The organism is Bradyrhizobium sp. OAE829 (genome assembly GCF_040546575.1).
Lineage (GTDB): Bacteria > Pseudomonadota > Alphaproteobacteria > Rhizobiales > Xanthobacteraceae > Bradyrhizobium.
On record NZ_JBEPOE010000001.1, the window covers coordinates 5,086,591 to 5,110,297 of the forward strand.

24 protein-coding genes and 1 tRNA gene are annotated in these 23,707 nt (G+C 63.1%); 10 read left to right on the forward strand and 15 right to left on the reverse strand.

All coding sequences use genetic code 11. The features are described 5' to 3' along the window. Positions 1-14: 14 nt before the first annotated feature. The 10 genes from dapD to rpmH all read right to left on the reverse strand — a co-directional run bounded on the left by dapD (position 15) and on the right by rpmH (position 9,188). Positions 15-860 (reverse strand): 2,3,4,5-tetrahydropyridine-2,6-dicarboxylate N-succinyltransferase, encoded by an 846-nt coding sequence (dapD, locus tag ABIE49_RS24495; RefSeq protein ID WP_192739165.1) that lies wholly within the window; start codon positions 858-860, stop codon positions 15-17. 147 nt (positions 861-1,007) lie between these two features. After that, positions 1,008-1,706: a pyrimidine 5'-nucleotidase gene (locus ABIE49_RS24500; RefSeq protein WP_192739164.1), complete on the reverse strand. Its 699-nt coding sequence runs from the start codon at positions 1,704-1,706 to the stop codon at positions 1,008-1,010. Between the two features lie 168 nt (positions 1,707-1,874). Continuing rightward, positions 1,875-2,861 carry a DUF1036 domain-containing protein gene (locus ABIE49_RS24505; RefSeq protein WP_192739299.1) on the reverse strand — a complete coding sequence of 329 codons (987 nt, stop codon included), beginning with the start codon at positions 2,859-2,861 and terminating at the stop codon, positions 1,875-1,877. Positions 2,862-2,935: 74 nt separating this feature from the next. Further along, complete coding sequence (gene argB / locus ABIE49_RS24510; protein ID WP_192739163.1) at positions 2,936-3,832, reverse strand: acetylglutamate kinase; 897 nt, start codon at positions 3,830-3,832, stop codon at positions 2,936-2,938. Between the two features lie 461 nt (positions 3,833-4,293). Continuing rightward, positions 4,294-5,334 carry an IS110 family RNA-guided transposase gene (locus tag ABIE49_RS24515; protein ID WP_192740894.1) on the reverse strand — a complete coding sequence of 347 codons (1,041 nt, stop codon included), beginning with the start codon at positions 5,332-5,334 and terminating at the stop codon, positions 4,294-4,296. A gap of 185 nt (positions 5,335-5,519) precedes the next feature. Then, positions 5,520-5,891, reverse strand: a complete 372-nt coding sequence (locus tag ABIE49_RS24520) for a DUF423 domain-containing protein (RefSeq protein WP_192736961.1) — start codon at positions 5,889-5,891, stop codon at positions 5,520-5,522. Continuing rightward, the gene (gene yihA / locus ABIE49_RS24525) at positions 5,891-6,541 is read right to left on the reverse strand and encodes a ribosome biogenesis GTP-binding protein YihA/YsxC (RefSeq protein WP_192736962.1); all 651 of its coding nucleotides are present in this window, start codon (positions 6,539-6,541) and stop codon (positions 5,891-5,893) included. Before yihA ends, ABIE49_RS24520 begins: the two co-directional genes overlap by 1 nt. 172 nt (positions 6,542-6,713) lie before the next feature. Then, positions 6,714-8,594 (reverse strand): membrane protein insertase YidC, encoded by a 1,881-nt coding sequence (gene yidC, locus ABIE49_RS24530; protein WP_192736963.1) that lies wholly within the window; start codon positions 8,592-8,594, stop codon positions 6,714-6,716. Positions 8,595-8,644: 50 nt separating this feature from the next. Further along, a complete protein-coding gene (gene rnpA, locus ABIE49_RS24535; RefSeq protein WP_192736964.1) occupies positions 8,645-9,028 on the reverse strand; it encodes a ribonuclease P protein component in 384 nt (127 codons plus the stop codon). Positions 9,029-9,053: 25 nt separating this feature from the next. Then, a complete protein-coding gene (gene rpmH / locus ABIE49_RS24540) occupies positions 9,054-9,188 on the reverse strand; it encodes a 50S ribosomal protein L34 (RefSeq protein WP_006609582.1) in 135 nt (44 codons plus the stop codon). A gap of 438 nt (positions 9,189-9,626) precedes the next feature. Here rpmH and ABIE49_RS24545 point away from each other — a divergent pair, with 438 nt between their 5' ends. Both ABIE49_RS24545 and ABIE49_RS24550 read left to right on the forward strand, forming a co-directional pair. Next, positions 9,627-11,105 carry an ATP-binding protein gene (locus ABIE49_RS24545; RefSeq protein WP_354066957.1) on the forward strand — a complete coding sequence of 493 codons (1,479 nt, stop codon included), beginning with the start codon at positions 9,627-9,629 and terminating at the stop codon, positions 11,103-11,105. A 188-nt stretch (positions 11,106-11,293) separates the two neighbouring features. Beyond that, positions 11,294-11,370: transfer RNA gene (locus tag ABIE49_RS24550), tRNA-Arg, on the forward strand. A gap of 78 nt (positions 11,371-11,448) precedes the next feature. Here ABIE49_RS24550 and ABIE49_RS24555 read toward each other — a convergent pair. Next, positions 11,449-11,808 carry a hypothetical protein gene (locus ABIE49_RS24555; RefSeq protein ID WP_192736965.1) on the reverse strand — a complete coding sequence of 120 codons (360 nt, stop codon included), beginning with the start codon at positions 11,806-11,808 and terminating at the stop codon, positions 11,449-11,451. 265 nt (positions 11,809-12,073) lie between these two features. Between ABIE49_RS24555 and ABIE49_RS24560 the strand changes: the two genes are divergently transcribed. Then, complete coding sequence (locus ABIE49_RS24560) at positions 12,074-12,427, forward strand: DUF2200 domain-containing protein (protein ID WP_192736966.1); 354 nt, start codon at positions 12,074-12,076, stop codon at positions 12,425-12,427. A gap of 109 nt (positions 12,428-12,536) precedes the next feature. Here the strand turns inward: ABIE49_RS24560 and ABIE49_RS24565 are convergent, their stop codons facing one another. Both ABIE49_RS24565 and ABIE49_RS24570 read right to left on the reverse strand, forming a co-directional pair. Then, complete coding sequence (locus ABIE49_RS24565) at positions 12,537-13,295, reverse strand: SDR family oxidoreductase (protein ID WP_192736967.1); 759 nt, start codon at positions 13,293-13,295, stop codon at positions 12,537-12,539. Positions 13,296-13,464: 169 nt separating this feature from the next. Continuing rightward, a complete protein-coding gene (locus ABIE49_RS24570) occupies positions 13,465-13,800 on the reverse strand; it encodes a DUF1127 domain-containing protein (protein WP_192736968.1) in 336 nt (111 codons plus the stop codon). 167 nt (positions 13,801-13,967) lie between these two features. Here ABIE49_RS24570 and ABIE49_RS24575 point away from each other — a divergent pair, with 167 nt between their 5' ends. From ABIE49_RS24575 to ABIE49_RS24585, 3 genes are all read left to right on the forward strand, one after another. Further along, on the forward strand, positions 13,968-14,975 hold the full coding sequence (locus ABIE49_RS24575; protein ID WP_192736969.1) for a helix-turn-helix transcriptional regulator: 1,008 nt from the start codon (positions 13,968-13,970) through the stop codon (positions 14,973-14,975). A gap of 106 nt (positions 14,976-15,081) precedes the next feature. Beyond that, entirely contained in the window at positions 15,082-15,765 is a 684-nt protein-coding gene (locus ABIE49_RS24580; protein ID WP_192736970.1) for a helix-turn-helix domain-containing protein, read from the forward strand. A 2-nt stretch (positions 15,766-15,767) separates the two neighbouring features. Beyond that, positions 15,768-16,211, forward strand: coding sequence for a cupin domain-containing protein (locus ABIE49_RS24585; protein WP_192736971.1), 444 nt, complete (start codon positions 15,768-15,770; stop codon positions 16,209-16,211). A 103-nt stretch (positions 16,212-16,314) separates the two neighbouring features. Here ABIE49_RS24585 and ABIE49_RS24590 read toward each other — a convergent pair whose 3' ends face one another. After that, positions 16,315-17,475, reverse strand: coding sequence for an alpha/beta hydrolase family protein (locus ABIE49_RS24590; protein WP_192736972.1), 1,161 nt, complete (start codon positions 17,473-17,475; stop codon positions 16,315-16,317). 248 nt (positions 17,476-17,723) lie between these two features. On the opposite strand from ABIE49_RS24590, the gene ABIE49_RS24595 reads away from it, so the two are divergent. The 4 genes from ABIE49_RS24595 (at position 17,724) to ABIE49_RS24610 (ending at position 21,975) form a co-directional block, all read left to right on the forward strand. Continuing rightward, a complete protein-coding gene (locus ABIE49_RS24595) occupies positions 17,724-18,326 on the forward strand; it encodes an isochorismatase family protein (RefSeq protein ID WP_192736973.1) in 603 nt (200 codons plus the stop codon). A gap of 240 nt (positions 18,327-18,566) precedes the next feature. After that, complete coding sequence (locus ABIE49_RS24600; RefSeq protein ID WP_192736974.1) at positions 18,567-19,658, forward strand: patatin-like phospholipase family protein; 1,092 nt, start codon at positions 18,567-18,569, stop codon at positions 19,656-19,658. 185 nt (positions 19,659-19,843) lie between these two features. Further along, entirely contained in the window at positions 19,844-21,076 is a 1,233-nt protein-coding gene (locus tag ABIE49_RS24605) for a rhodanese-like domain-containing protein (RefSeq protein WP_192736975.1), read from the forward strand. Positions 21,077-21,174: 98 nt separating this feature from the next. Next, complete coding sequence (locus ABIE49_RS24610) at positions 21,175-21,975, forward strand: AMP nucleosidase (protein WP_192736976.1); 801 nt, start codon at positions 21,175-21,177, stop codon at positions 21,973-21,975. Between the two features lie 16 nt (positions 21,976-21,991). On the opposite strand, the gene ABIE49_RS24615 is transcribed toward ABIE49_RS24610, so the two are convergent. Next, positions 21,992-23,665 (reverse strand): bifunctional protein-serine/threonine kinase/phosphatase, encoded by a 1,674-nt coding sequence (locus ABIE49_RS24615; protein ID WP_192737201.1) that lies wholly within the window; start codon positions 23,663-23,665, stop codon positions 21,992-21,994. Between the last annotated feature and the right edge of the window lie 42 nt (positions 23,666-23,707).

Genomic DNA, 23,707 nt, shown 5'->3' on the forward strand with positions numbered 1-23,707 from the left:
GTTAGCCTGCTATCTCAGTCCCGCAGCAACTCGTTGATGCTGGTCTTGGCGCGGGTGCGCTCGTCGACGCGCTTGACGATGACGGCGCAGGCGGTGGACGGGCCGGGCTGGCCGTTCTTCAGGGGACGCGCCGGCAGGTTGCCGGGCACCACAACGGCATATTCCGGAACTTCGCCGATGAAGGTCTCGCCGGTGTCGCGGTCGACGATCTTGGTGGAGGCGCCGAGGAACACGCCCATCGAGAGCACCGCGCCCCTGCGCACGATCACGCCTTCGGCGACTTCCGAGCGCGCGCCGATGAAGCAATCGTCCTCGATGATCACAGGCTCGGCCTGCAGCGGTTCCAGCACGCCGCCGATGCCGACGCCGCCGGAAATGTGCACGCGCTTGCCGATCTGCGCGCAGGAGCCGACCGTGGACCATGTGTCGATCATGGTGGCCTCATCGACATAGGCGCCGAGATTGACGAAGGACGGCATCAGCACGACGTTGCGGGCGATGAAGGCCGAGCGGCGCACGATCGCGCCGGGCACCGCGCGGAAGCCGGCATCGCGAAAACGGTTCTCGCCCCAGCCATCGAACTTCGACGGCACCTTGTCCCACCACGTCGCCTTGCCGGGGGCGCCCGGGATCGCACCCATGTCGTTGAGGCGGAACGACAGCAGCACCGCCTTCTTCAGCCACTGATTGACTTTCCACTTGCCGTCCGCCGCGCGCTCGGCAACGCGCACTTCACCCTTGTCGAGCAGTTCGAGCGAATGATCGACGGCCTCCCGCACCTCACCCTTGGTCGATGTCGAGATGCCGTCGCGGGCATCGAACGCGGTATTGACGGTGGATTCCAGCGCGGACAGGGACATCGGGATTTCCTTAGGACATCGGGCCAGTTGTAACGTGAATTGGGAGGCTTTTTCGGGATTTGGCGGCGGAGAGTCAAGGCTTGCTCCGCTGTCGTCCCGGCCTTGAGCCGGGAGCAAGCCCGGGACGACGTGGGGAGATAGCGCGGCCTAACCCCGCGGCAACCCTTGCAAAAACCCCGTCAAATCATCCGTGACATGATCGACATAGGCGGCGTCGCGGCCTTCCAGTTCCCAGTCCTCGCGCACCACTTCCTTGGCGCCGTCAGGCACCACCAGCACCGTGGTCATGCCGAGTTCGTGCGGCACCACGAGGTTGCGGGCGAGATCCTCGAACATCGCCGATTTCGTGGGATCGACGCCGTGAACCCTAAGGAATTTCTGGTAGGTCTGCAGCGCCGGCTTCGGCTCCAGTTCGGCGGCGATGATGTCGAACACCGCCTCGAAATGGTCGCCAATGCCAAGCCGCTCCAGCACCGCGCCGGCATGGTCGGTCGAGCCGTTGGTCAAGATCAGCTTGCGCCCCGGCAGCCTGGCGATCGCAGCTCCCATCGCCGGGTTCGGCTCCAGCGGCGAATGATCGATCTTGCGCACGTAAGCCAGGTAATCGTCGGCGTGCACGCCATGCTCGGTCATCATGCCGCGCATGCTGGTGCCATAGCGGCGGTAATAATCCTTCTGCAGCACCCGCGCTTCTGCCGCCGATATTTTCAAGTAGTTGGCGATGAACTCGCCGATGCGGGCGTCGACCTGTTGCCACAGATTGACGTGATGCGGGTACAGCGTGTTGTCGAGGTCGAACACCCAGGTGTCGATGTGGGTGAAGGTGCGGGGTGAGATCGTTTTCATTGCTGTCTCAACCCGTCGTCCCTGCGAACGCAGGGACCCATACGCCGCGGCGGTTATTGTTATGCACTGTGCGTGTTGCCTTTGGTCTCGGGTGGCATGGTAACGAAAACTCAATTCGGTGGTTATGGGTCCCTGCGTTCGCAGGGACGACGATAGAGCGGGGCTGCATCATGGCATCGCAAACCGCAGCGTCTTGCCGCCGCCCGTCATGTCGACGACGGCAAAGCCGATCGGGCTGAGGCCGCGGCTGCCGCAATCGCCCTGTTCGTTGATTTCGAATTTGCTCTCGCGGGTGCAGAACTCCTTGGTGCCGCCCCAGTTCAGCGGCTTGTCCTTCAGCCTGACCGTGCGGTTCTCGCCGTCGACGGCCTCGGCGAAACTGAACACCTGCTTCGGCTGGCCGGTCACGTCGGGATGCAGGCATTTGCCGGGATCGATCCGATACCAGCCGCGGCTGGTCACGGCCTTGCCGTCGTCGGTGGCGACCGCGGCCATGATCTTGTGCGGCGTATCGTTACACCAGGTTAGCCCCGTCGCGGACGGCGACTGCACCGCGTCGATCATGGCGGTGAAGAAGTTCGGCGACTGCACGATGTCGGGGCTAAGCCCGCGATTCTTCAGGAATGCGCTCAGCGCGGCTTGCGTCTTCGGGCCATCGACGCCGTCGATCGGGGCGGCGTCATAGCCCGCGATCACCAGCAGCCGCTGGATGCCGGCAAGGCGCGCCTGTTCGTCGTCATACTCGCTGCCCTCGGCGAGATAGGCGACCAGATTGCCATCGTCGGTTTGCGTCGGCGTGACCTGGGTGAACGGCGCCGGGGTCTGTCCGGTTCGGCACTGGCGCGCCGCGGCGATGATGAAGTTCTCCGGTGCGATGCACAGCGTGTCGTTGCCGCCCTGCGGGATCGGCGAGGCGCCATAGACGCCGAGCGCGCGCGCATTGAGGAGGATGCGATCCGCGGTCAGCTTGCCCTGCAGCACCACGCGGCAGGCGGCGGGATCGATGCGAAACCAGCCCCGGGTGGCGGTCGCCGATTTGTCGTCGATGCCGATCGCGGCCTCGACCACATAGCTCATGCGATTGCAGAGCTTCAGGTCGGCCAGCGCCGGCAACGACGAGACGAACAGCGAGATCGCGGCGGCCGGCAGCGCCAGGACCGTGCGCCTCCCATACCGCCGCATTCTGGCGCGGAGGCGCGTGAACGTCGCAGGCGGGGAGATCGCGCTTGTCACTTGTGGATCAGCGTGCCGGTGCCTTGATTGGTGAACAATTCGAGCAGCACGGCGTGCTGTGTCTTGCCGTCGATGATGACGACGCCCTGCACGCCCTGTTCGAGCGCATAGATGCAGGTCTCGACCTTGGGGATCATGCCTCCGGAAATCGTGCCGTCGGCGATCAGCTTGCGCGCATCCTTCACCGACAGTTCCGGAATCAGCTTCTTGGACTTGTCGAGCACGCCGGGAACGTCGGTCAGCAGCAGCAGGCGTTTCGCCTTCAGCGCGCCGGCCACCGCGCCGGCAAAGGTGTCGGCGTTGACGTTCAGCGTCTGCCCGTCATGCGAGGTCGCCAGCGGCGCCAGCACCGGGATCAGCTCATAGCCGATCAGCTGGTTCAGCAAGGTCAGGTCCACCTTGTCGGGATCGCCGACGAAGCCGAGATCGACAGCCTTTTCGATGTTCGAGTCCGGATCGACCATGGTGCGCGTCGTCTTCGACGCCTTCACCATGTTGCCGTCCTTGCCGCTGAGGCCGACGGCCTTGCCGCCGGCTTCGTTGATGTAGCCGACCAGTTGTTTGTTGACCGAACCGGCCAGCACCATCTCGACGATTTCGATGGTCGCCGCGTCGGTGATGCGGAGGCCCGCGGCGAATTCGGACTGGATGCCGAGCCGCTTCAGCATGGTCGCGATCTGCGGCCCGCCGCCATGCACGACCACCGGATTGATCGCGGTCTGCTCCAGGAGCACGATGTCGCGGGCGAAAGCCTTGGCCAGATCCTCGGCGCCCATGGCATGGCCGCCATATTTAATGACGATGGTTTCCTCGTCATATTGCTGCATGTGCGGCAGCGCCTCGGACAGGATACGGGCCTGATCGAGTGGGCTGATATGTTGCGAGTCGGTCATGAAGCGGCTCTCGTCATTTCCAGATGTCGGGCCGGGTTCTAGCTGATTGGCGGGCAGGGCGCAAAGTGGGGGCGTGTAATTCCGTAGCCCGGATGAAGCCAACGGGTCGCGCGACTGCGCGCCCGATGACAGGCTCCGCGCAATCCGGGGCCAGAGCCAGCGATGGGCTTCCCCGGATTTCGCTTCGCTTCATCCGGGCTTCTGTAACGGGCCTCGATTAGTCAATCCCTTTTGCGTCATCCGCTCGCCGGGAACTTGCTTCTGTACGGGATCGGCGCAAGGGCCGTCGCCTGATGGGGTTCGTAAGAGGATAGGTCGGCCAATCTACGGAAGCGTGATCACATCGTTCGATGTGTCGACATCCCGGATGTCGGCCTGACCTGATCCATCGTCCCGGCGAAGGGACTTCGCTTCGGGAAGGCTGGTGTCGTGACCCGCCCGAAAACCTGTCGTTTTTGCTCCTAAGCCGTTGCAGCGTTAGCCTTGGTGGCCGGATTGAAGGGCGCACCGTCCTTGAGTATGCGATGCATGATCACGGCGAGCTTGCGGGCCAGCGCGACCTTAGCCTTGTTCATGCCGGCCCGTTTGGCGATCCGCATCGCCCAGCTCTTGAGCTGCGAACATCCCTTGATCGGCTTCGTCAGCATGATGTGAGCGGCCTGGTAGAGCGCCTCGCGCACGGAAGCGTCGCCGATCTTGCTGATCCGGCCCGATCGGTCGGTCTCGCCGGACTGGTGCTTCTTCGGCGTCAACCCAAAATGCGACCCGGCTTGCTTGGAGGATGTGAACCGCGCGGGATCATCGATCGCTGCGGCATAGGTCAGTGAGATGATTGGCCCCACCGCAGGCGTCGACATCAACAACCTGGCCTTGGCATTCATCAGCGACATCCTGCCTGCCCGCTTCTCGAAGGCCTTGAACTCGCTCAGCAGGACGGTCCGCACCTTGAGCAGCGCTTCTGCGATCACTTCCAGGTTGGGATGCCCCTTCACCAACTCGTTGATCCGTCCAGCAAAATCTGTTCCCGTCGTTTTGCCGACCTTCAGCCCAAAGCCGCGCAAGATCCCGCGCAGGCTGTTCTCGACGTCCAGAAGCTTGCTCTGAACCAGCTTGCGCGCCGTCAGCAAGGCTCTCACTTCCTGCGCCGCCACCGACTTGCAGTGAACCGGCCGGAACCAGCCCAGCCGCATCAGTTGCGCGATCCCCCGTGCGTCATTGCGGTCCGACTTCACTGGCATCGCCTTGAACGCGTCGTGCACGTGCCGCGTCTCCAACAGCTCAACTGCGAGCCCAGCCTGCTTCATCACCGCGTACAGCCATTGCGACAGCGGCCCAGCTTCCAGCCCGATCCGGCCCAGCCCGATCCCGAGCGAGGTGAACCAACCGATCAGCGCCGCCGGCTCGCTTGCCACCTTGCTCTCGCGGAAAATCTTGCCGTTCCCATCAACAACGCACACGCTTGAGCATTCCAATGACACGTCGATTCCTGCATAATACTCCATGGTCGTCTCTCCTTGATGCTTGGAGCGAGGTCCATCCTCGACTCCGTAAACACCATCCATGTGAGGGACGACCGCCCGCCTTCCAAGCAAGCCGCGCGAAGCGCGCACCCAACAGCGCCGTAGCAAGCGCGGCTTGCTTGGAAGGCAGACCGGGGCCCGTTACCCCATCTACGAGGTCGAGGCGGTTACCGGGGCCTTGGCCACGCCGCAGCCACGGCGACCGCCAGCCAACTCAGAATCAACAGCGTCCCGCCGGTTGGCGCTGCCATCGGAAACAGGCCGTGTCCGGCGTATTGCCGCAGCGTCAGATCGCCGGCGAACAGGGCGGCCGCGATGACGAAGCCGAAGGCGGCTACGATACCGATCCTGATACGGATGACGCCGCGCTCGGCGAGGGCCACGGTCGCCAGTACGGCGGTGGCATGGAACAGCAGCATCGATGACGCCGACGCCAGCCGCGACGCATCGGCCTGATGCGCGGAGGCGGCCGCCAGCATCACGCCGTCGGCGCCCATGATGGCGGCCAGCACGATCAGGATACGACAGGCGCGTGACATCAGCTGCGCTCACCGAGCAGACGCACCATCGCCGCGCGCAATTCCGGCATGCCGCTGCCGTCGCGCGAGGAGGTTACCAGCACGTCCGGAAACGCCGCGGGGTGTTTGGCCAGCGCGGCCGTCGTTTCTTCGATGTGCTTTTCGAGCTCTGTGCGCTTGACCTGATCGGCCTTGGTCAGCACCAGCTGATAGCTCACGGCGGATTTATCCAGCGTCTTCAGCACGTCCCGGTCGACGTCCTTGATGCCGTGGCGGGCATCGATCAGCACATAGACCCGCGCCAGCGTGGCGCGTCCCTGCAGGAATTGATGGATCAGCTTGGTCCAGGACGCGACCTTGGCCTTCGGCGCCGAGGCGTAGCCATAGCCGGGCATGTCGACCAGGCGCAGCCCGGCGTTCTCAGGGCCTTCAAAGAAGATCAGTTCCTGGGTGCGTCCGGGCGTGTGCGAGGTGCGGGCCAGCGCGTTGCGGCCGGTCAGCGCGTTGATGAGGCTCGATTTACCGACATTGGAACGGCCGGCAAACGCCACCTCCACGCTGGCCATCGGCGGCAGCGTTTCGATCGACGGCGAGGCCCAGACGAACTGCCATTCGCCGGCGAACAGTTTTCGCCCCTCTTCAATCAGCTTCGCATCAGGTTCGTCGGTCATGCGAAGGTTTCCATTCCTCGTCATCGTCATGGCCGGGCTTGTCCCGGCCATCCACGACTTACTTTCTCGGACCCCAAAGACGTGGATGCCCGGGACGTCTAGCGCGAAGACGCGCTTCTGCCCGGGCATGACGAGTTGGGAGTATTCGCGTCCAACAACCAGATGCCGGTCGTCAGGTTTTTGAATCGGCCTTCTTGGCGAACGTCGCCTTGAGGTTGTCGAACAACTCCACCTTCACGCCGTTCTTGCGCATGATGAAGCTCTGCTGCAGCACCGACAGCAGGTTGTTCCAGGCCCAGTAGATCACGAGACCTGCCGGGAAGCCGGCCAGCATGAAGGTGAAGATCAGCGGCATCCAGTCGAAGATCATCTTCTGGGTCGGATCCGGCGGCGTCGGGTTGAGCTTCATCTGGAACCACATCGTGATGCCCATGATGATCGGCCAGACGCCGAGCATCAGATACGGGCCGACATGCGGTCCGAGCACCATGGGATCCCACGGGATCAGCCCGAACAGGTTGAAGATCGTGGTCGGATCGGGCGCCGAAAGGTCCTTGATCCAGCCGTAGAACGGCGCATGGCGCATTTCGATGGTGACGAACAGCACCTTGTAGAGCGAGAAGAACACCGGGATCTGCAACAGGACGGGAAGACAACCGGCGACCGGGTTGATCTTCTCCTTCTTGTAGATCTCCATCATCTCCTGTTGCTGCTTCTGGCGGTCGTCGGGATAGCGCTCCTTCAGTGCGGCCAGTTGCGGCTGCACCGATTTCATCTTGGCCATCGAGGCGTAGGATTTGTTGGCGAGCGGGAAGAACAAGAGCTTCACCAGCACCGTCACCAGCAGGATCGAGACGCCGAAATTGCCGACCAAATGGAAGAAGTAATCCAGCGCCAGGAACATCGGCTTGGTGATGAAGTAGAACCAGCCCCAGTCGATCAACAGGTCGAAATGGTTGAGCTCGAGCTGCTTGTTGTAGCCACCGTGGCCGGCGAAGGGAAAGTTGATGCCGACGACGTTGGCTTCCTTGGCGCCGGCGAACAGCCGCGCATTGGTGCTGCCGGTGCCGCCGATCGCAACGGTCTGCGGATCCTGCAAATAGTCGGTCTGATAACGGACCTTGGCGCCGGGTTCGGCGAGGAAGCGGGCCTTCAGGCGCGCCGACGTGTCAGGCAACAGCGCTGCAGCCCAGTACTTGTCGGTGATGCCGAGCCAGCCATTGGTGACATTGAACTCGAAGCCCCGGCCGCCACTGCCCAGCACCGGCGCCTCGGCGACGGATTTGTAGCCGTGTTCCTGCAGGCCCTTGTCGCCGAGATAACCGATCAGGCCTTCATGCAGGATGTAGTAGCCCGAGACCTCAGGCGTGCCGTGGCGAGAGATGAGGGCGAACGGATAGAGCGTGACCGGCGCGGTGCCGACATTGGTGACGTCGTCCTTGACGCTGAACAGATAGCGGTCGTCGATCGAAATGGTGCGGCGGAAGGTAAGGCCTTCGCCATTGTCCCATTTCAGCGTCACCGGGTGGGTCGGCGACAGCGCGCCGGAGCCTTCCTGCTGCCACACCGTATCGCGGTCGGGAAGCCGCGCCGTCGAGCCTGCGGCCCCGACCCAGCCGAACTCGGCATAATAGGGATGAGCGGTGTTCGACGGGGAGAACAGCACGATCGCAGGCGATTTGGGGTCGACGGTGTCGCGGTATTGCACCAGTGCGAGATCGTCGATGCGGGCGCCCTTCAGGGCGATGCTGCCCGTCACCCGCGGCGTGTCGATCTTGACGCGGGGGGTTGCGGCAATCGCAGCCTCGCGGCTGACGACGGGCACGGCCGCGCCCGGCTGGGCGGGCGTGGTGGCGGACGGGGCCGAACCTGGCGTCGGCGTGGTGGTGGCGGAGCCCGGCGCTGCCTGCGGCGAGGACTTTGCGAGCTCGGCCTGGGTCTGCGACTGCAGACGCTGCCTTTCCATCTGCGGCGCGTTGTAAAAATACTGCCACGCGATCAGCACGAGGCCGGACAGAATGACGGCGAGGATGGTGTTGCGATTGTCGGTCATCGTTTCAAGGTCTCGTCATTCAACTCGGGTTCCGGCTCGCGCCGTCGTCGTTATCTGGTGTCTTTGGACGCGTTGTCTTGACGCGGAAGCGCTTTGGCCACTTTTGCCGGCTGTCGGTCGAGGCGAAGCAGCGCCTGGCGAAGGTCGTCGACCATGGTCGTAAAGTCGCGGTGCAGCGCCGCGCGCCGCCCGACTAGCACATAATCATGGTGCGGTCGCATCGGTATGACGTCCAGCCGCTTCACCAGTTCGCGAAGCCTGCGCCGGATACGATTACGCTCGGTAGCGGTACCGTTCTTTTTGGTAACGGTAAAACCGATCCGGATCGGGCCATCATCGTCGCGGCAGCGTCCCTGCACCACGAAGGCGGCGCTGTTGGCTCGCGCGCCATTGGCAACGGCGAGGAAGTCCGCCCGCTGCCTTAGCCGATCCATAATAAGGTCTCCGGAGACGTCCGGCTCAGGCGCTCAGACGCTTGCGGCCACGCGCACGGCGCGCAGCGAGAACCTTGCGGCCGCCGGTCGTGGCGAGACGGGCGCGGAAGCCGTGACGGCGCTTGCGCACCAGTTTGCTGGGTTGATAAGTCCGCTTCACGGGTAGTTCTCCGCTAACCTGGCAAGCTGCCGCTGAATTGCAAACTGCCGCTGAATTGATGGTAAGTCCGGTAATGCTGGCCGGCCCAAGACGGGCCATTGACGGCCCCAAATGAGCCGCCCCCGGTCAGACCGGGCCATAGCGGACAATTGCGCGGCTTATACGGGAGCGACCTGTTTTCGTCAATGTTGCGCGGTGCCACAATCGGGCTTCTTTGAAATGGCACAATTGGGACGAATATTATTGTTTTCGCGGGGTTTTTAGGGGCGGGGCGGCAACTCGCCCCTGACATCGGAACCGGCCGACATTAGCGATCGGTAATTTGACCGGTCGGTGGCCGGAACGCATCCTCGCAAATCAGCGGGCGGGCGGCGGCCATGAAGCCGATCTTGAGCTGCCGTCCTGCGCGTGAAACAAGGTTATCAAGGCGGATATTTCGTGTCAGCGACCGACGACCAGCCGACCATTGAAGCGCCGCGGCCCCCGACGCCGCGCCGGCTCGGCCTGTCCGGCAAGCTGCTGCTGCTCACCATTCCCCTCGTCATGATCGCCGGCCTGATGATCTACGTGCCCGCGATCGCGAATTTCCGCATCAACCGCCTGAACGACCGCATTGCCGCGGCGAGCACCGCGGCGCTGGTGCTGGACGCCGCCCCCTCGGGCATGGTCCCGGAATCGCTGGCGCGGCAGATTTTGAAGAGCGTCGGCGCCCGCGCGGTCGCCATCAAGATGGGGCAGCAGCGCCGTCTGCTCGCCAGCGCCGATTTGCCGACGGCGATCGACCACGACATCGACATGCGGACCATCACGGTATGGTCCGCCATCGTCGATTCCATCGAAACCATGCTGGAGACGGACAACCATGTGATCCGCGTGGTGGGACCTGCGCCCGGCGGCGGGCAATTCATCGAGGTCGTCTTCGACGAGGCGCCGCTGCGGCAGGCGATGTACCGCTTCTCGCGCAACACGCTCCTGGTCTCGTTGGCCATCGCCATGCTGACGGCGGCGCTGGTCTATTTCGCCATGCATCATCTGTTCGTGCGGCCGATGCGGCGGCTGACCGCGAACCTGGTCGGTTTCCATGAAAACCCGGAAAGTTCGGCGCGCATCATCGTGCCGAGCCAGCGCGGCGACGAGATCGGGGTCGTGGAGCGCGAATTGTCCGACATGCAGCGCGACCTGGTGTCGATGCTGCATCAAAAGAGCCGGCTCGCCGCACTCGGCCTTGCGGTCTCCAAGATCAACCATGATTTGCGCAATCTGCTGGCATCGTCGCAATTACTGTCGGACCAGCTCGCCAGCGTGCCCGATCCGCGGGTGCAGCGCTTTGCTCCGAAACTGATGCGCTCGCTGGAGCGCGCCATCGATTTCTGTCAGTCCACCCTTTCGTATGGTCGCGTGCAGGAAGCCGCCCCCGACCGCCGCATGATGCTGGTCGAGCCTGTCGTGGCCGAAGTGCGCGAATCCGCAGGCATTGCCGCCGACGCCTCGATCGCGTGGGTCAGCGCGATCGAACGCGGCCTCACCATGGACGCCGATCCCGATCAGATGTTTCGCGTGCTGCTCAATCTGGTGCGCAACGCTGCGCAGGCGCTGGAGTCCCGCCCGAAGGGCGATGCGGCGGCGCTGCAGATTCGCATCACCGGCCGCCGCGAAGGGGCGGTCGCGATCATCGAGGTTTCCGATACCGGCCCCGGCGTGCCGGCGCGGGCGCGCGAGCATTTGTTCGAGGCGTTCCAGACCTCCGGCCGGCCCGGCGGCAGCGGGCTTGGCCTCGCCATCGCCGCCGAGCTGGTTCGCGCCCATGGCGGCGATATCCATCTGGTCGAAGGCACCATCGGCGCCACCTTCCGGATCTCGATTCCGGACCGCCCGGTGGAACTGCAAAGCGTTCGCAACGAGCGGGCACGGGCGTAAATCACGCTATTTGCTGCATTTTGCGGCCGATCTGGCCGGTTTGCCCCGGCCAAATCGTTTGCCAAAACCCGCGTTCCGGAGCTTGCCAATCGGACGCGGAGCGGGTAGCTAAAGCGCTCTTTCGCGACGTTTCCGACACCATTCGGATGCATCGGGGCGACCAGCCCACGATGGCCCTAGCGAAAAACGCGCCCGTAGCTCAGCTGGATAGAGCACCAGACTACGAATCTGGGGGTCAGGAGTTCGAATCTCTTCGGGCGCGCCATTTTGCCGTTTCAGTGACAGCCATTTTTTTCCCGACACGTAGCGGCCCGAACTGCAAGTTGCAGTCGGGTGCTCACCGTCAGTCGGACGAGCCCGAACGGCCTTCGCGCTCGGGATGATCGCCTCCACCCAGGTCTTCGCCTTGCACGCCCGCCGGCGCCGACGCGCCGCGGGATCGAATGACGATCGCGATGATGTCGACCTCGACCTTGAGCAGGTCGAGGTCGCGCGTCATCTCGCGCAATTCCTGACCCTTGCGCGCAATTTCTTCCGAGACGTCGATAGCCATGTTGCGCTCGGTGACCCCGCCCGAACTGCCGGTGAACATTTTGGCCTTGATCCAATCCAGCCGCGCCCGGTGTGTATCGCGCGTGAATTTCTTTTCGACGAATTGTCGACGGCTTTCGACGTAGGCGGCCAGCAATTCCACGTCGGACATTTTGTACAGAGCGTCGGCTGAAAGGCTCGTGGTACCGTGCTGAGGCAGTTGAGATCATGAACTCGCCAGGCGGACGCGCCGCCCCGGCCATGTCGTTCGGAACCTTGTCCCCCAGAATATTGACGCGCCAGCGCTCAACCAAGTGGAATCTTCGCCGTACCATGCAGGAATTCCGAAGCGCTGGAGGAATTCGCGATGGGATTATGGTGACAGTGCACCTAATCTCATAGGAGAGCGCGTCGAATCGGCAGGCGGAAATGGCAACATGGCGAAACACCGGATCTATACAACGAGCTTTGCAAGCGTCTATCCGCTGTACATTGCCAAAGCAGAGAAAAAAGGACGTACAAAAGCGGAGGTCGATCAGATCATATCGTGGCTGACGGGGTATCGTGGTGGAGAGTTGAAAGCGCAACTGGAAAAGCAAACGGACTTTGAAACATTCTTTGCAAAGGCGCCTCGGCTGAATCCTTCGCGAGCCTTTATTACAGGCTCGGTCTGCGGCGTCCGCGTCGAGGAAATTGTCGAACCGACGATGCGGGAAATCCGCTACCTGGACAAACTCATCGATGAACTTGCAAAGGGGAAAGCGATGGAGAAGATTTTGCGGAAACCGTAATCGATTTGCTCGCGAGCGGCCGCTTCAGACGATGACGGCAGCAATTCGTTGTCGTAGGGCGGGCCGAATCTGCGTCTCGGCCGTCCTGGCCATTCGGACGACGTGTGGCCTATGTCAGTCGAACGGAGATGCCGCCATCCACGATCATCGGGCTTCCCGTCATGAAGGTCGAGCGGTCGGAAAGCAGGAAAAGGGCTGCCTGCGCCACCTCCTTTGCATTCGCCATTCGCTTCATTGGATGCAGATTTGCGATGAAATCCAAAGCGGCAGGATTTCCCTCGCCACCGCTTGGCGTAATCGTGCCGCCCGGCAACAGTGAATTGACCCGGACGCCATCTGCGGCGTGGTCGGATGCCAGTGACCGCACCAGGCCGATCAACCCGGCTTTGGACGCCGCATAGGCCCCCATTCCCGGCATTCCCCCGTTGCTGAAGCCCACAAAGGAAGACGTGAAGACAATCGAACCTTGCCCTCGCTTCTTCATGACCGGTATCTGCGCCTTCGCGGCCAGGAACGCGCTTGTCAGATTGACCAACATGACATCGTTCCAATTGGCGATTCCCATATCGGCGACCGGTCCCATGTCTCCCACGATGCCGGCATTGTTGAATGCGCCGTCCAGCCCACCGAACTCCCTCATGGCGAGATCGACGAGAGCATTGGCGTAGTTTTCATCCCTCACATCGCCGGAAAGGAATACAGCCTTGCCATTGCCTTGGTTGATTTGACCGGCAAGCGTTTCCATCTCCGCCGATCGGCGCGCGCCAAGCACCACATTGGCGCCCTCGGCTGCGAACAGCAAAGCCGCCGCTGCGCCTATCCCACTGCTTGCGCCAGTGACGATGATCGACTTGTTTTTCAGTTCCATAACGAGCGCTCCAGAAGGTTGTGTCAGGGCGCTCTAACAGTTGGGGACGCAGCGCAGCCACCCGTTTCCCGTCCTCAAACAACCGGTGTCGGCGACATCGCAAGAGAGACGGGTCGTGTCAGCCTGCCGATGAAGCCAACCCATCATGGATGAGCAAAGGTTACGCTTCTCAGTTCCGCCAATCGCGAGGGGTCCGCCAGAACGACTGGCTTGCCTCGTAGTAGACAGTACCGGGATCGAGGCCGACGTCGCGGAGCATCCGCTCGTCGAGGCTGGCGAGTTCGCGGCGCGCCACGCGGCGGCGGTGCCACACGCGCAGCGTCGCGACGATCAAGTCCAGGATCAGGCTCAACCTCGCGCGCGGCGTCACCACCGCGTGCGCGGGGACTGCGGCTGCTGGCTCGTGCGTGGCCGGTGTCCGCGGGGTCGAGCGTTGCGCCGGGACCCGGTCCAGAAGTTTGGGCGCGATGATCGGCTGACGGCGTTCTGACACCAATGTCGACATGATCGTCTCCTGTTTTCTGTGTTGCGGCCATTCGAGGAAATATCGTCGTAGTTTCAGTGTGTTACTTAGTGTTTTGCCGGCCCGTGACAGCGTCGGCGGTTGCTGTTCTCATTATGCGCCGCCATACCTGACAGCGTGTGTCAGGTATTTTCTGCTAGGCTGCGAAAATGCGCGCGAGCCGGCTGTTGTCGATCCTGTTGCTTCTGCAAGCCCGCGGCCGGATGACGGCCGAAGAGCTGGCGAGCGAGTTCGAGGTTTCGGTTCGCACCATCTATCGCGACGTCGATCAGCTCAGCGCCGCTGATGTGCCGATCTATGCCGATCGCGGCCCAAGCGGCGGATTTCAGTTGCTCGACGGCTACCGCACCAAGCTCACCGGCCTTTCGCCCGCCGAGGCCGAGACGTTGTCGCTCGCCGGCCTGCCGGGACCCGCGGCGCAGCTCGGGCTCGCCGACGTGCTCACCGCGGCCCAACTGAAATTGAGCGCGGCATTGCCCGAACGGTCGCGCGCGAATGCAGGCCGCGTCGCCGCGCGATTCCACCTCGATCCCGTCGGCTGGTTCCGCAATGCCGATGACGCCAGGCTGTTGCCGGCAATCGCCAACGCGGTGTGGAACGAGAAGTGCCTCGACGTGCACTACCGGCGCGCCGAGGGCGCGGTCGAACGCCGGCTGCAGCCGCTCGGTCTCGTGCTCAAGGCGGGCATCTGGTATCTCGTCGCGCAGGTCGGCGATCAGCCGCGCACCTATCGCGTCTCCAACTTCATCGATCTTGCAGTGACTGAGGAGTCGTTCGAACGGCGCAAGGATTTCGACCTGGCGCGCTTCTGGGTCACCTCGTCACGCGCGTTCGAAACCGGCGTCTACCATTCCAACGCGACGCTGCGCGTGACGGCGCGCGGCCTCGCCAGGCTCGACGTCCTTGGCTCGCACGTCGCTCAGGCGGCCGCCGAAACCGCAACGCCTGTTGATGCCGACGGTTGGGCCAGCGTCACGATCCCGATCGAGTCGGTTGAGCGGGCCGCGTCCGGTCTGATCGCGCTCGGCGCCGACGCCGAGGTCGTCGACCCCCCGGAATTGCGCGAGCGGCTGGCCACAACGGTGCAGGCGCTCGTCCGCCTCTACGCGCCAGTGCAGCCGACGGAGCACCGGCCGCGGCCGCGCAAGCGGCGCTGAAGGCCGCACGTCGCGCCGGGCCTGAGGTGAGTACAGCTTGCAACAAAAATTGCCTGTGAAGCAATTTTTGTTGACGACCGAGCAAATCCAGGAAATGCTCCATGCCATGAAAATCCAGGACGAAGCCTTGGTGAGGCTGGGTGGTCGCATCCGTGCGTTGCGGGAGGGGCGCGGCATGAAGCTGAAGCAACTGGCCGACGCCACCGGGCTCTCGGATGCGTTCGTCTCGCGCCTTGAACGGGGCCAGGTCTCAAGCTCTGTCGCGAACCTGATCCAGATTGCACAGGCGCTCGACATCGGCGTCAGTGAACTGTTCGCCGATCCGCCAGACCGGCTGCGCAGCGATATCACCGTGCATCGCCACGGCGACGGCGGCGAAGACCAGAGCATTCCGAGCACCGGCTATCGCTGGCGGCTGTTTGCCGGCGGCATGCCGAACGACGACATCGAGGTCTTTCATCTATCGTTCCCGCGCAAGAACCGGATGGATCTGATGGTGTCGCATCCGGGGCAGGAATATTGCTACGTGCTCTCAGGCCGCATCCGGTTTCATGTCGGCGCCGAAATCTTCGAGCTTGCAGCGGGCGAAGGCATTTTACTCAACTCCGAACTGCCGCACCGCGCCGACAATATCGGTGACGACGAAGCACGGATATTGATGGTGGTTGCCAAATCCTCGCACAGCAAATCTTCCGAGCATTTCGACTGGTGGCGCGTGGCCGGTGCCGCGGCCCCGACAACATCCAGCACGCGAAAAACGACCAAAACCAAAACCAGCCAGGGAGAATGACGATGCAACCAGCGGCCAGTTCAGCCGGCGGCAAGCATTTGCCGTATGAGGCCAAGCACATCGACGATTTCGAGTGGGAGACCATCCGCTGGCCGGGCGAAACCGGCAAGATGCTGTTTCACCCGCGGCCGGAACGGCCGACCGAACCGAACGCCGGAATTTTGCGGCTGGAGCCCGGCGCCCATCATCCGATTCACAATCACGATTTCGCGCAGGTCTGGTACATCCTGTCAGGCGAATTCCGGATCGACGACGTCATCTACACGCAGGGAACGATGATCTTTCATCCCGATCCGCATTTCGAAGGCAAGTTCGAAACGGCGACGGGCGGCGATATCCTCATCGTGCAATATCCGGGACCAACCACCGGCGGCAGACCCATTTATGCCGGGCGCTTCAACATGGAAAAACGCCGCGATATCTCCGAGGAACGAACCGATCTCTGATCGCGGCTGATTGCAGCGGCGCGCGAAATCCGTGATCGTCGCGCGTGACGTCACATGCGCTGCGCGCGCCGCAACGGTGTTGATGCCGCGACGGCGACGCCCCTCAGTTTGCCACGATATCGAAATTTTTCATGGCTGGATTGCAGGCCATCTTGGCCGCCTTCTCGCAGCTTTCCAAAGCGGATCTCTGCGCGGGTTCAAGCCCGCCGGTACTCGCGGAATAGCTCGGGACGCCGTTCGGCGCGCGGACCAGCACCTTTGGGGTGTAGAGCGAGAAATATCCCTCGAGCCACGGCCGGCGGGTCGCCGGCATATTGTATTTCCGCATCAGGGCATCGAGCTGCTGCGCGCTCCAGGTCGGCAGGTTCTGCGCGCGCAGGAAGGGATCGAGCGCCGCCAGCCAATGCTGCCGCCCGGCCGGAAGTTCGAAAATGTTGTGACCGTCGGCCGGTTGCAGCGACGGAGCGATTTTCAAGGTGGCGACGCCGCCTTGCGCGACATAGGCCGCATGCACCTTGCGTGCGGCATCGGGCCCGAAATTGCCGTCGTTCTCCGAATAGACCCACAGCGTCGGCGTCCTCGTCTGGCTGCCGAAAGACGCCAGCGCCGCGATCGGCATATCCTGCGGACAGGCGAGCTGTCCCTGGGCGTCGGTAATCCGCATGGCGCCGGCGAGATTCACGACCGCTTTCAGCCCCGGGGTATTGCGCGCCGCAAGCGCGAGCGCGGCGCCGCCTCCCACGGAGCCGCCGATCGCGATCACCTGCGTGGCATCGGCATCGCCGCGTCCGGCCACGACGCGCAACGCGCGCTCGAGATCATCGGCCTCCACCGAGAAGTAGCGGCGCAGGTCGGCATCATTGCATTTGGCATAGGCCGCATTGGCGGGCTGGCCCGTCGTCCCGCCCGACACGCCGTAACCTCGCCGCACCACGGCGACAGCGAGATAGCCGCGATAGGCGAGGTCGCGTGCCTGCGGCGCCATCAACGGGGCGCGCATGTTCGCAAGTTCGGACGGCAGCCGAGGCTTGCCATGCGTGAGCAAAGCGACCGGCAGCCGTCCCTTCGCGGCGGCCAGCCGTACGATCAAGGCTTCCAGCCGGTAGTTTCCACCCGGCGCGCGAATATCGAGGAAGGTGATTTCTTCGAGCAGGGCCGGGTGGTCCGGTGGCGAGGCAGGTCCGGCTTGCGTCAGGCCGGGCGTGGAAGCCGCCATGATCGTGATCAGCGCCATCGCCGCCGCGATCGTTGAAATGAACTTCATCGTCGATCCTCCGCAGGCACATCGTGCAGTGTGACCTGAAAATCCAGTCGCACATTCGGCCCGTGCCGATCGTGTCGCCGCATGATCAACCTCACTCATGCCACCTAGAACCGTGATCTATCTCACCTAGCCGGCATGGAGCTGCGTCTACGGATGGGTCGCGTGATGCGCGAGCGCGATCGCCTGACTGCGGCATTCACGCAGCCCCGTCTCTGGCCAAACGGCGGCGGACGAACTATCGTCGCGGCATGTCAGCCCCAAAGCGCGTCCACGCCGATCGGTGTTGCGGCGCGATCATCGACTATCAGGATTTCTTTTTGGCGCAGCTCGAGCCGCGCAACCGCTCTCGCTTGCGCAAAAACATGCGTAACTTCGCGCGCCTTCTGGCGTACATGCGTATTCCGACGGTCGTCACACTCGAGCGGCCGGTCCACCGAAAAGGCGCGGTGCCGCAGGATATCAAGGCGCCGCTCGGCAACACCGGAAAGGTTTTCGAGAAGGATTTCTTCGACCTCACCAAGGAGAAGCCGATCCGGGCCCATCTGAAACGGCTGAAGAAGACGCAGATCCTCGTTGCGGGTTGCGAGACCGATGTGTGCGTCCTGCAATCCTGCCTCGGTCTTCTCGAAATGGGTTTTGAGGTTTTCGCGGTCGAGGAGCTGCTGTTTTCGTCGGCACGCAATGTCGATGCTGCGTTGGTGAGGCTGAGGTCCGAGGGGGTGATCATCCTGTCCTACAAGACGCTGTTCTTCGAACTGGTAGAGGCCGTGGCAGGTGCTCCGCATGCCGAAAAGATGGTCGCGGCTTTCGGCGAGTTTCCTTCCGATCTCCCGGAAGAAGCTGTGTCTTGACGTAGAGGCGTCCCCGCGCGGCAGCAGGGGGGCGGTCGTTCTGGTCGATCGGCGCGAGCCCGGCAGCGAGACCTCCTACGGCAAATGCCGGCATTCTCTCCGACAGCCTGCCGATGATCGGATGCTCCATGACGCCTTCCTCGATACATCTATTGACCAGGGTCTGCTTGCGGATCCTGTACTCGGGAGCCACATTTCCTCCTGACTGCTTGCGAACACCATTGAAACTGGAGTTCTGCGATGGAAGCGGCTTCGGGGCGCTATTCGACAGCAACGCCTGAGGCAGGGAGCGCCGGCGACGGACCGGCACTCTCAAACCAGGTGAGCACGATCAATCTGGCCCTTCAGGGTGGCGGCGCTCATGGCGCCTTTACCTGGGGCGTGCTCGACCGGCTGCTCGACGAAAAGGACGTTGCCTTCGAGGGATTGAGTGCGACCAGCGCCGGCGCGATGAATGCGGCGGTGTTCGCCTACGGCCTTTCCGTCGGCGGCCGCGAAGGGGCGCGCAAGGCGCTGACCGACTACTGGAAGCGTGTCAGCGACGCGGCGAGCTTGGGACCGTTGCAACCAAGCCCGATCGACCGGCTGCTGGGAAACCACAGGCTGACCTGGTCGCCGGTCTTCTCGCTGCTCGGCTTCGTGACGCGCGTGCTGTCGCCCTATGAGTTCAACCCGTCGGACTATAACCCGTTGCGTGAAGTGGTCGAGCAGTCGATCGATTTCGAGGTGCTGAAGCGCGCCGACTGTCCGGTCAAGCTATTCCTGTCTGCGACCAACGTTCGCACCGGCAAGGTGAAGATCTTCTCGGGGACTGAAATTTCAGCTTCGGCCGTGATGGCTTCGGCATGTGTTCCGACCATGTTTCACGCCGTCGAAATCGACGGTGAGGCCTATTGGGACGGCGGCTACATGGGAAATCCGGCGCTGTTCCCGCTCATCTACAACTGCAAGAGTTCCGATATTGTCATCGTTCATATCAATCCGCTGTTCCGCAAGGAGTTGCCGCATGCGGCAGTCGACATCCTGAACCGCATCAATGAGATCAGTTTCAATTCATCGCTGATGCGGGAGATGCGGGCGGTCAGCTTCATTACCACGCTGGTCAAGCAGAACCGTATCGTGGGCGGAGACATTCGACAGATGTTCATCCATAGCATCGCCGACGATGAATTCATGGGGGCGCTCAGCCCGACCAGCAAATACAACGCCGATTGGGACTTTCTGGTTTTTCTTCGCGACCAGGGCCGGAAATGCGCGAGCGACTGGCTGACGAACCATTTCGTCAAGCTCGGCGTCGAATCGTCTGTCAATATCGACCAGGTGTATCTCTGAGAGCGTTTTCCACCGAAAGCCTGCCCCGGACTTGATCCGGGGTGGACACCGGTTCGCGTCAAGAGAACGCGTCGAATCAAGATTCCTGCATGGTGAAGGGTGGCGTGCCATTCGTTATTTGCTGGTGAATTACCCGCCGGGTTGTGCGATGACGGCAGCAACGCCACCTCCAGACCCGCCATGCCATGACCCAATCCACCGTCACACCCTCGCAAGTCCGCATCGCGCTTCTGCTGCGCGACGAAATCGCATTGCTCGATCTACGGCACGAGGCGGCTTTCGCCACCGGCCATCCGCTGTTTGCCGCCAACATGGCGGCCGGCCGCATCGCACTCGAAGCCGAGATACGGCTGCCGCGCAAGGACGTGCCGGTCGTGGTTTATGACGCGGGCGAAGGCATCATTACGCAGGCGGTCGATCAGTTCAAAACGCTGGGATACGTCAATGTCCGCGTGCTCGACGGCGGGCTGCAGGGCTGGCAGGCGGCGGGCTATGAGCTGTTTCAGGACGTCAACTCCTACGCCAAGGCGTTCGGCGAACTGGTGGAGCATCGCCGCCACACGCCGTCGCTGGCGGCGGAAGAGGTCGCGAGCCTGATTGCGCGCAAGGCCAACATCCGGATTCTCGATGTTCGCCGCTTCGATGAATATTCGACCATGAACATCCCGGGCTCGATCAGCGTGCCCGGGGGCGAACTGGTGCTGCGCGCCGGCGAGGCGGCGCCGGATCCGGAAACCACCATCATCGTCAATTGCGCCGGCCGTACCCGCTCGATCATCGGCACCCAGTCGCTGATCAATGCCGGCGTCGCCAATAAGGTCGTGGCGCTGCGCAACGGCACCATCGGCTGGACATTGGCAAAGCAGGATCTCGAACACGGCTCCGGCCGTCGTGGTGCCATCGGCGCTTCCGAGAATGCAAAAGCCAATGCGCGCGATGTCGCCTATCGCGCCGGCGTGCGGCGTGTCGGCCCGGAAGAGGCGCTGGCACTTCAGGCGCAGACCAACCGCACGCTCTATCGTTTCGACGTCCGCGACGCCGAGGAGTATGCCGCCGGTCACCTCCCGGGCTTCCGCCACTACGCGGGCGGGCAGCTGGTGCAGGAGATCGACATGGCCGCGCCCGTGCGCGGCGCGCGGATTCTTCTGTCGGACAATCTCGGCGTCCGCGCCGACATGACCGCGTCCTGGCTCGCGCAGATGGGATGGGAAACCTATGTGCTCGACGGCGGCTATGACGGTGCGCTCGAAATCGGCCCGCCCGTGGTCCTGCCAAAGCCCGATCCGTCGCACCGCTACCGTCGTCCCTATGAGGGCACCGATGTCGCGACCGCTGCAATGCAGGCCTATCTCGACTGGGAATATGGCCTGGTCAACCAGCTCCGGCGCGACGCCAGCCATGGTTTCTTCGTGATTTGAATGGCTACCTCGTAATTTGATGCCGAAGGCGGCGGCACGGTCGTTGTCGGCGTGATAGTCTTGGCCTTGCTGGGCGCCGCGAGGTGAGTCGAAAGGCAATGAGAGACAAAAAGGACATCGTGGAGAACTGGCTGCCGCGTTACACCGGCACACAGCTTTCCGAATTCGGGGACTATGTTCTCCTGACCAATTTCGACAATTACGTCGAATGGTTCGCCGCAGGGAACGGCGTTCTGGTCAACGGCATCGATCGGCCGATGCCCAACGCGACGGCCGACGGCATCACGCTGATCAACTTCGGCATGGGAAGCCCGAACGCCGCGACCGTGATGGATCTGCTCAGCGCCATCGCGCCGAAGGCCGTGTTGTTTCTCGGCAAGTGCGGCGGGTTGAAGCGCAAAAATCAGATTGGCGATCTGATTCTGCCGATCGCCGCCATCCGCGGCGAGGGGACGTCGAATGATTATCTGCCGCCGGAGGTTCCTGCGCTGCCCGCGTTCGAATTGCAGCGCGCGGTGTCGACGATGATCCGCGATCTCGGCCGCGACTATTGGACCGGCACCGTCTACACCACCAATCGCCGCGTCTGGGAACACGATGACCGCTTCAAGGAGATCCTGCGCCGCACGCGAAGCATGGCGATCGACATGGAGACGGCAACGATTTTTGCGGCAGGATTCGCCAACCATATTTCGACCGGCGCGCTGCTTCTGGTGTCCGATCAGCCGATGATCCCCGAGGGCGTGAAGACCGAAGCGTCGGACCGGACGGTGACCGAGAACTATGTCGAGATCCACATCAGGATCGGGATCGAGGCCCTCAAGCTGGTGCGCCGGCGAGGCCGCAGCGTCAAGCATTTGCGCTTCGAAGACGATTTCGACCGGGGGATCGAGTCGTAAGGGATTTCCCTAAGTGTCAGCGCCACGCCAGAAGTATCGCGACCAGGATGACGAGCCCCGCCGACAATACTTTCCAGAACACCAGCGGGTTGCGCTCGTAAAGCGCCCGCCGCTTCTCGGCGGCGGGCTTCGCCCACATGGCGCCGTTTTCCAGCTCGTGGGCAAATTCGATGACGTCGCCGAAGCGTTGGGTGGGGTCGACGGCGAGCGCCTTGCCGATCACAGCATCGAGCCAGGCCGGCAGATCGGGACGGTAGCGCGACAGCGAAACCGGCTTGCCGAAGCGTGGCCGCGAAAACGGTTCGATCTCGCCATAGGGGTAGGCGATGCTGAACATGCGGTAGACGGTCACGCCAAGCGCATAGAGATCGGAAAATTCGTCTCCCGCGCGGCCGCTGAACAGCTCGGGCGCCATGTAACTCGCGGTGCCCGGAATGTCCTGCGCCGGGAAGTCCTCGAGCAGCGGCACCCGGGCGACGCCGAGATCGACCAGCCGCAATCCGCCGGCCGCCAGCAGGATGACGTTGTCGGGCTTGACGTCGCGATGGATGATGCCGGCGCGATGCAAGGTCGCCACCGCACGTGCCAGCTTGGTGGCAATCCCGATGCCTTCGGTCAGCGAGAGCTGCGGCGAGCGGTTCAGGCGCTGCTCCAGCGTTTCGCCCTCGTACAGCGGCATTACCGAATAGAGCCGGGTCTGGCGCCCGGCGGGAACCTCGATGATCTCGCCGATCCACAGGCTTCGGACGCGGGCAGCCACCCATGCTTCGCGTACGAAGGCGAGACGATATGAACCTTCGCTGGCAACGCGCGGATGCGGAAATTTCAGCACCAATTTGCGGTTCTGCCGCTTGTCGGTGGCGACGAACAGCCGGCTGTAGCGTCCGTCGGACAGCACCTCCTGGAGCACGAAATCGTCGATGGTCTCGCCGGATGACGGCAGCTCCAGGATGGGAAGGGTTTCGATGGCGTGGGTGAGTTCGTTGCGGTCGGCCGGCGGCAGGTCGATGACGTCGAGCACCAACGCGGTCATGTTGTCGCTGCTGCCGGCGGCCAGCGCCGTGTCCACCAGTTTTCGCGCGGTTTCGTCAGGTGAGGCGCGCTCGTCGAGCAATACTTGCAGGCGGCCGTCGTCGAGCGCGCCGTGAATGCCGTCGCTGCAAATCAACAGTCGATCATGTTGCCGCAGGCCGACCGCGGTATAGTCGACGCGCGCGAAATCCTCGAAGCCGATGGCGCGGTTGAGGACGTGTGCGAGGTCGCCGCGTCCAGCGACGTGGTCCTTGGTCAGCCGCTCCAGACGGCCTTCGCTCAAACGGTAGGCGCGCGTGTCGCCGATGTGAACGATGTGACAGGTGCGCCGCGACAGGATGATCGACGAGAACGCGCAGCTCATGCCGCTGAGCCTGGAATCGACGCGGCCCTGCGCATGGATCCAGCTGTTGGCGGCCTCCAGCGCCCGCGAGGCGATGCGCCGAACGCCCAGCGTTTCGGGAAGCGAATAGTAGGCGTCGAGAAAACAACGCACGGTCAGTTCGGCGGCTTCCCGTCCGCCCTTGTGGCCTCCGACGCCATCCGCCACCGCGGCAACGATGTCGCGGTTGAATGCGCCGGTCTGACCGAGGCAGGCCGCGACGTAGTCTTCGTTCGTCGCCCGCTTGCCGGTCTCGCTGACGAAACCGACGCGCACCTGAAGATTTCTCTGCGAACCGATCGTCACGTCAGAGACCTG

Coding starts and splice junctions, on each gene's coding strand:
- ABIE49_RS24595 (WP_192736973.1), top strand. CDS start 17,724: ATGTCAGCCCCAAAGCGCGTCCACGCCGATCGGTGTTGCGGCGCGATC.
- ABIE49_RS24610 (WP_192736976.1), top strand. CDS start 21,175: ATGAGAGACAAAAAGGACATCGTGGAGAACTGGCTGCCGCGTTACACC.
- ABIE49_RS24555 (WP_192736965.1), bottom strand. CDS start 11,808: ATGTCCGACGTGGAATTGCTGGCCGCCTACGTCGAAAGCCGTCGACAA.
- rnpA (WP_192736964.1), bottom strand. CDS start 9,028: ATGGATCGGCTAAGGCAGCGGGCGGACTTCCTCGCCGTTGCCAATGGC.
- ABIE49_RS24600 (WP_192736974.1), top strand. CDS start 18,567: ATGGAAGCGGCTTCGGGGCGCTATTCGACAGCAACGCCTGAGGCAGGG.
- ABIE49_RS24560 (WP_192736966.1), top strand. CDS start 12,074: ATGGCGAAACACCGGATCTATACAACGAGCTTTGCAAGCGTCTATCCG.
- ABIE49_RS24500 (WP_192739164.1), bottom strand. CDS start 1,706: ATGAAAACGATCTCACCCCGCACCTTCACCCACATCGACACCTGGGTG.
- yidC (WP_192736963.1), bottom strand. CDS start 8,594: ATGACCGACAATCGCAACACCATCCTCGCCGTCATTCTGTCCGGCCTC.
- ABIE49_RS24520 (WP_192736961.1), bottom strand. CDS start 5,891: ATGTCACGCGCCTGTCGTATCCTGATCGTGCTGGCCGCCATCATGGGC.
- ABIE49_RS24605 (WP_192736975.1), top strand. CDS start 19,844: ATGACCCAATCCACCGTCACACCCTCGCAAGTCCGCATCGCGCTTCTG.
- ABIE49_RS24580 (WP_192736970.1), top strand. CDS start 15,082: ATGAAAATCCAGGACGAAGCCTTGGTGAGGCTGGGTGGTCGCATCCGT.
- yihA (WP_192736962.1), bottom strand. CDS start 6,541: ATGACCGACGAACCTGATGCGAAGCTGATTGAAGAGGGGCGAAAACTG.
- ABIE49_RS24590 (WP_192736972.1), bottom strand. CDS start 17,475: ATGAAGTTCATTTCAACGATCGCGGCGGCGATGGCGCTGATCACGATC.
- dapD (WP_192739165.1), bottom strand. CDS start 860: ATGTCCCTGTCCGCGCTGGAATCCACCGTCAATACCGCGTTCGATGCC.
- ABIE49_RS24565 (WP_192736967.1), bottom strand. CDS start 13,295: ATGGAACTGAAAAACAAGTCGATCATCGTCACTGGCGCAAGCAGTGGG.
- ABIE49_RS24515 (WP_192740894.1), bottom strand. CDS start 5,334: ATGGAGTATTATGCAGGAATCGACGTGTCATTGGAATGCTCAAGCGTG.
- ABIE49_RS24570 (WP_192736968.1), bottom strand. CDS start 13,800: ATGTCGACATTGGTGTCAGAACGCCGTCAGCCGATCATCGCGCCCAAA.
- ABIE49_RS24575 (WP_192736969.1), top strand. CDS start 13,968: ATGCGCGCGAGCCGGCTGTTGTCGATCCTGTTGCTTCTGCAAGCCCGC.
- argB (WP_192739163.1), bottom strand. CDS start 3,832: ATGACCGACTCGCAACATATCAGCCCACTCGATCAGGCCCGTATCCTG.
- ABIE49_RS24585 (WP_192736971.1), top strand. CDS start 15,768: ATGCAACCAGCGGCCAGTTCAGCCGGCGGCAAGCATTTGCCGTATGAG.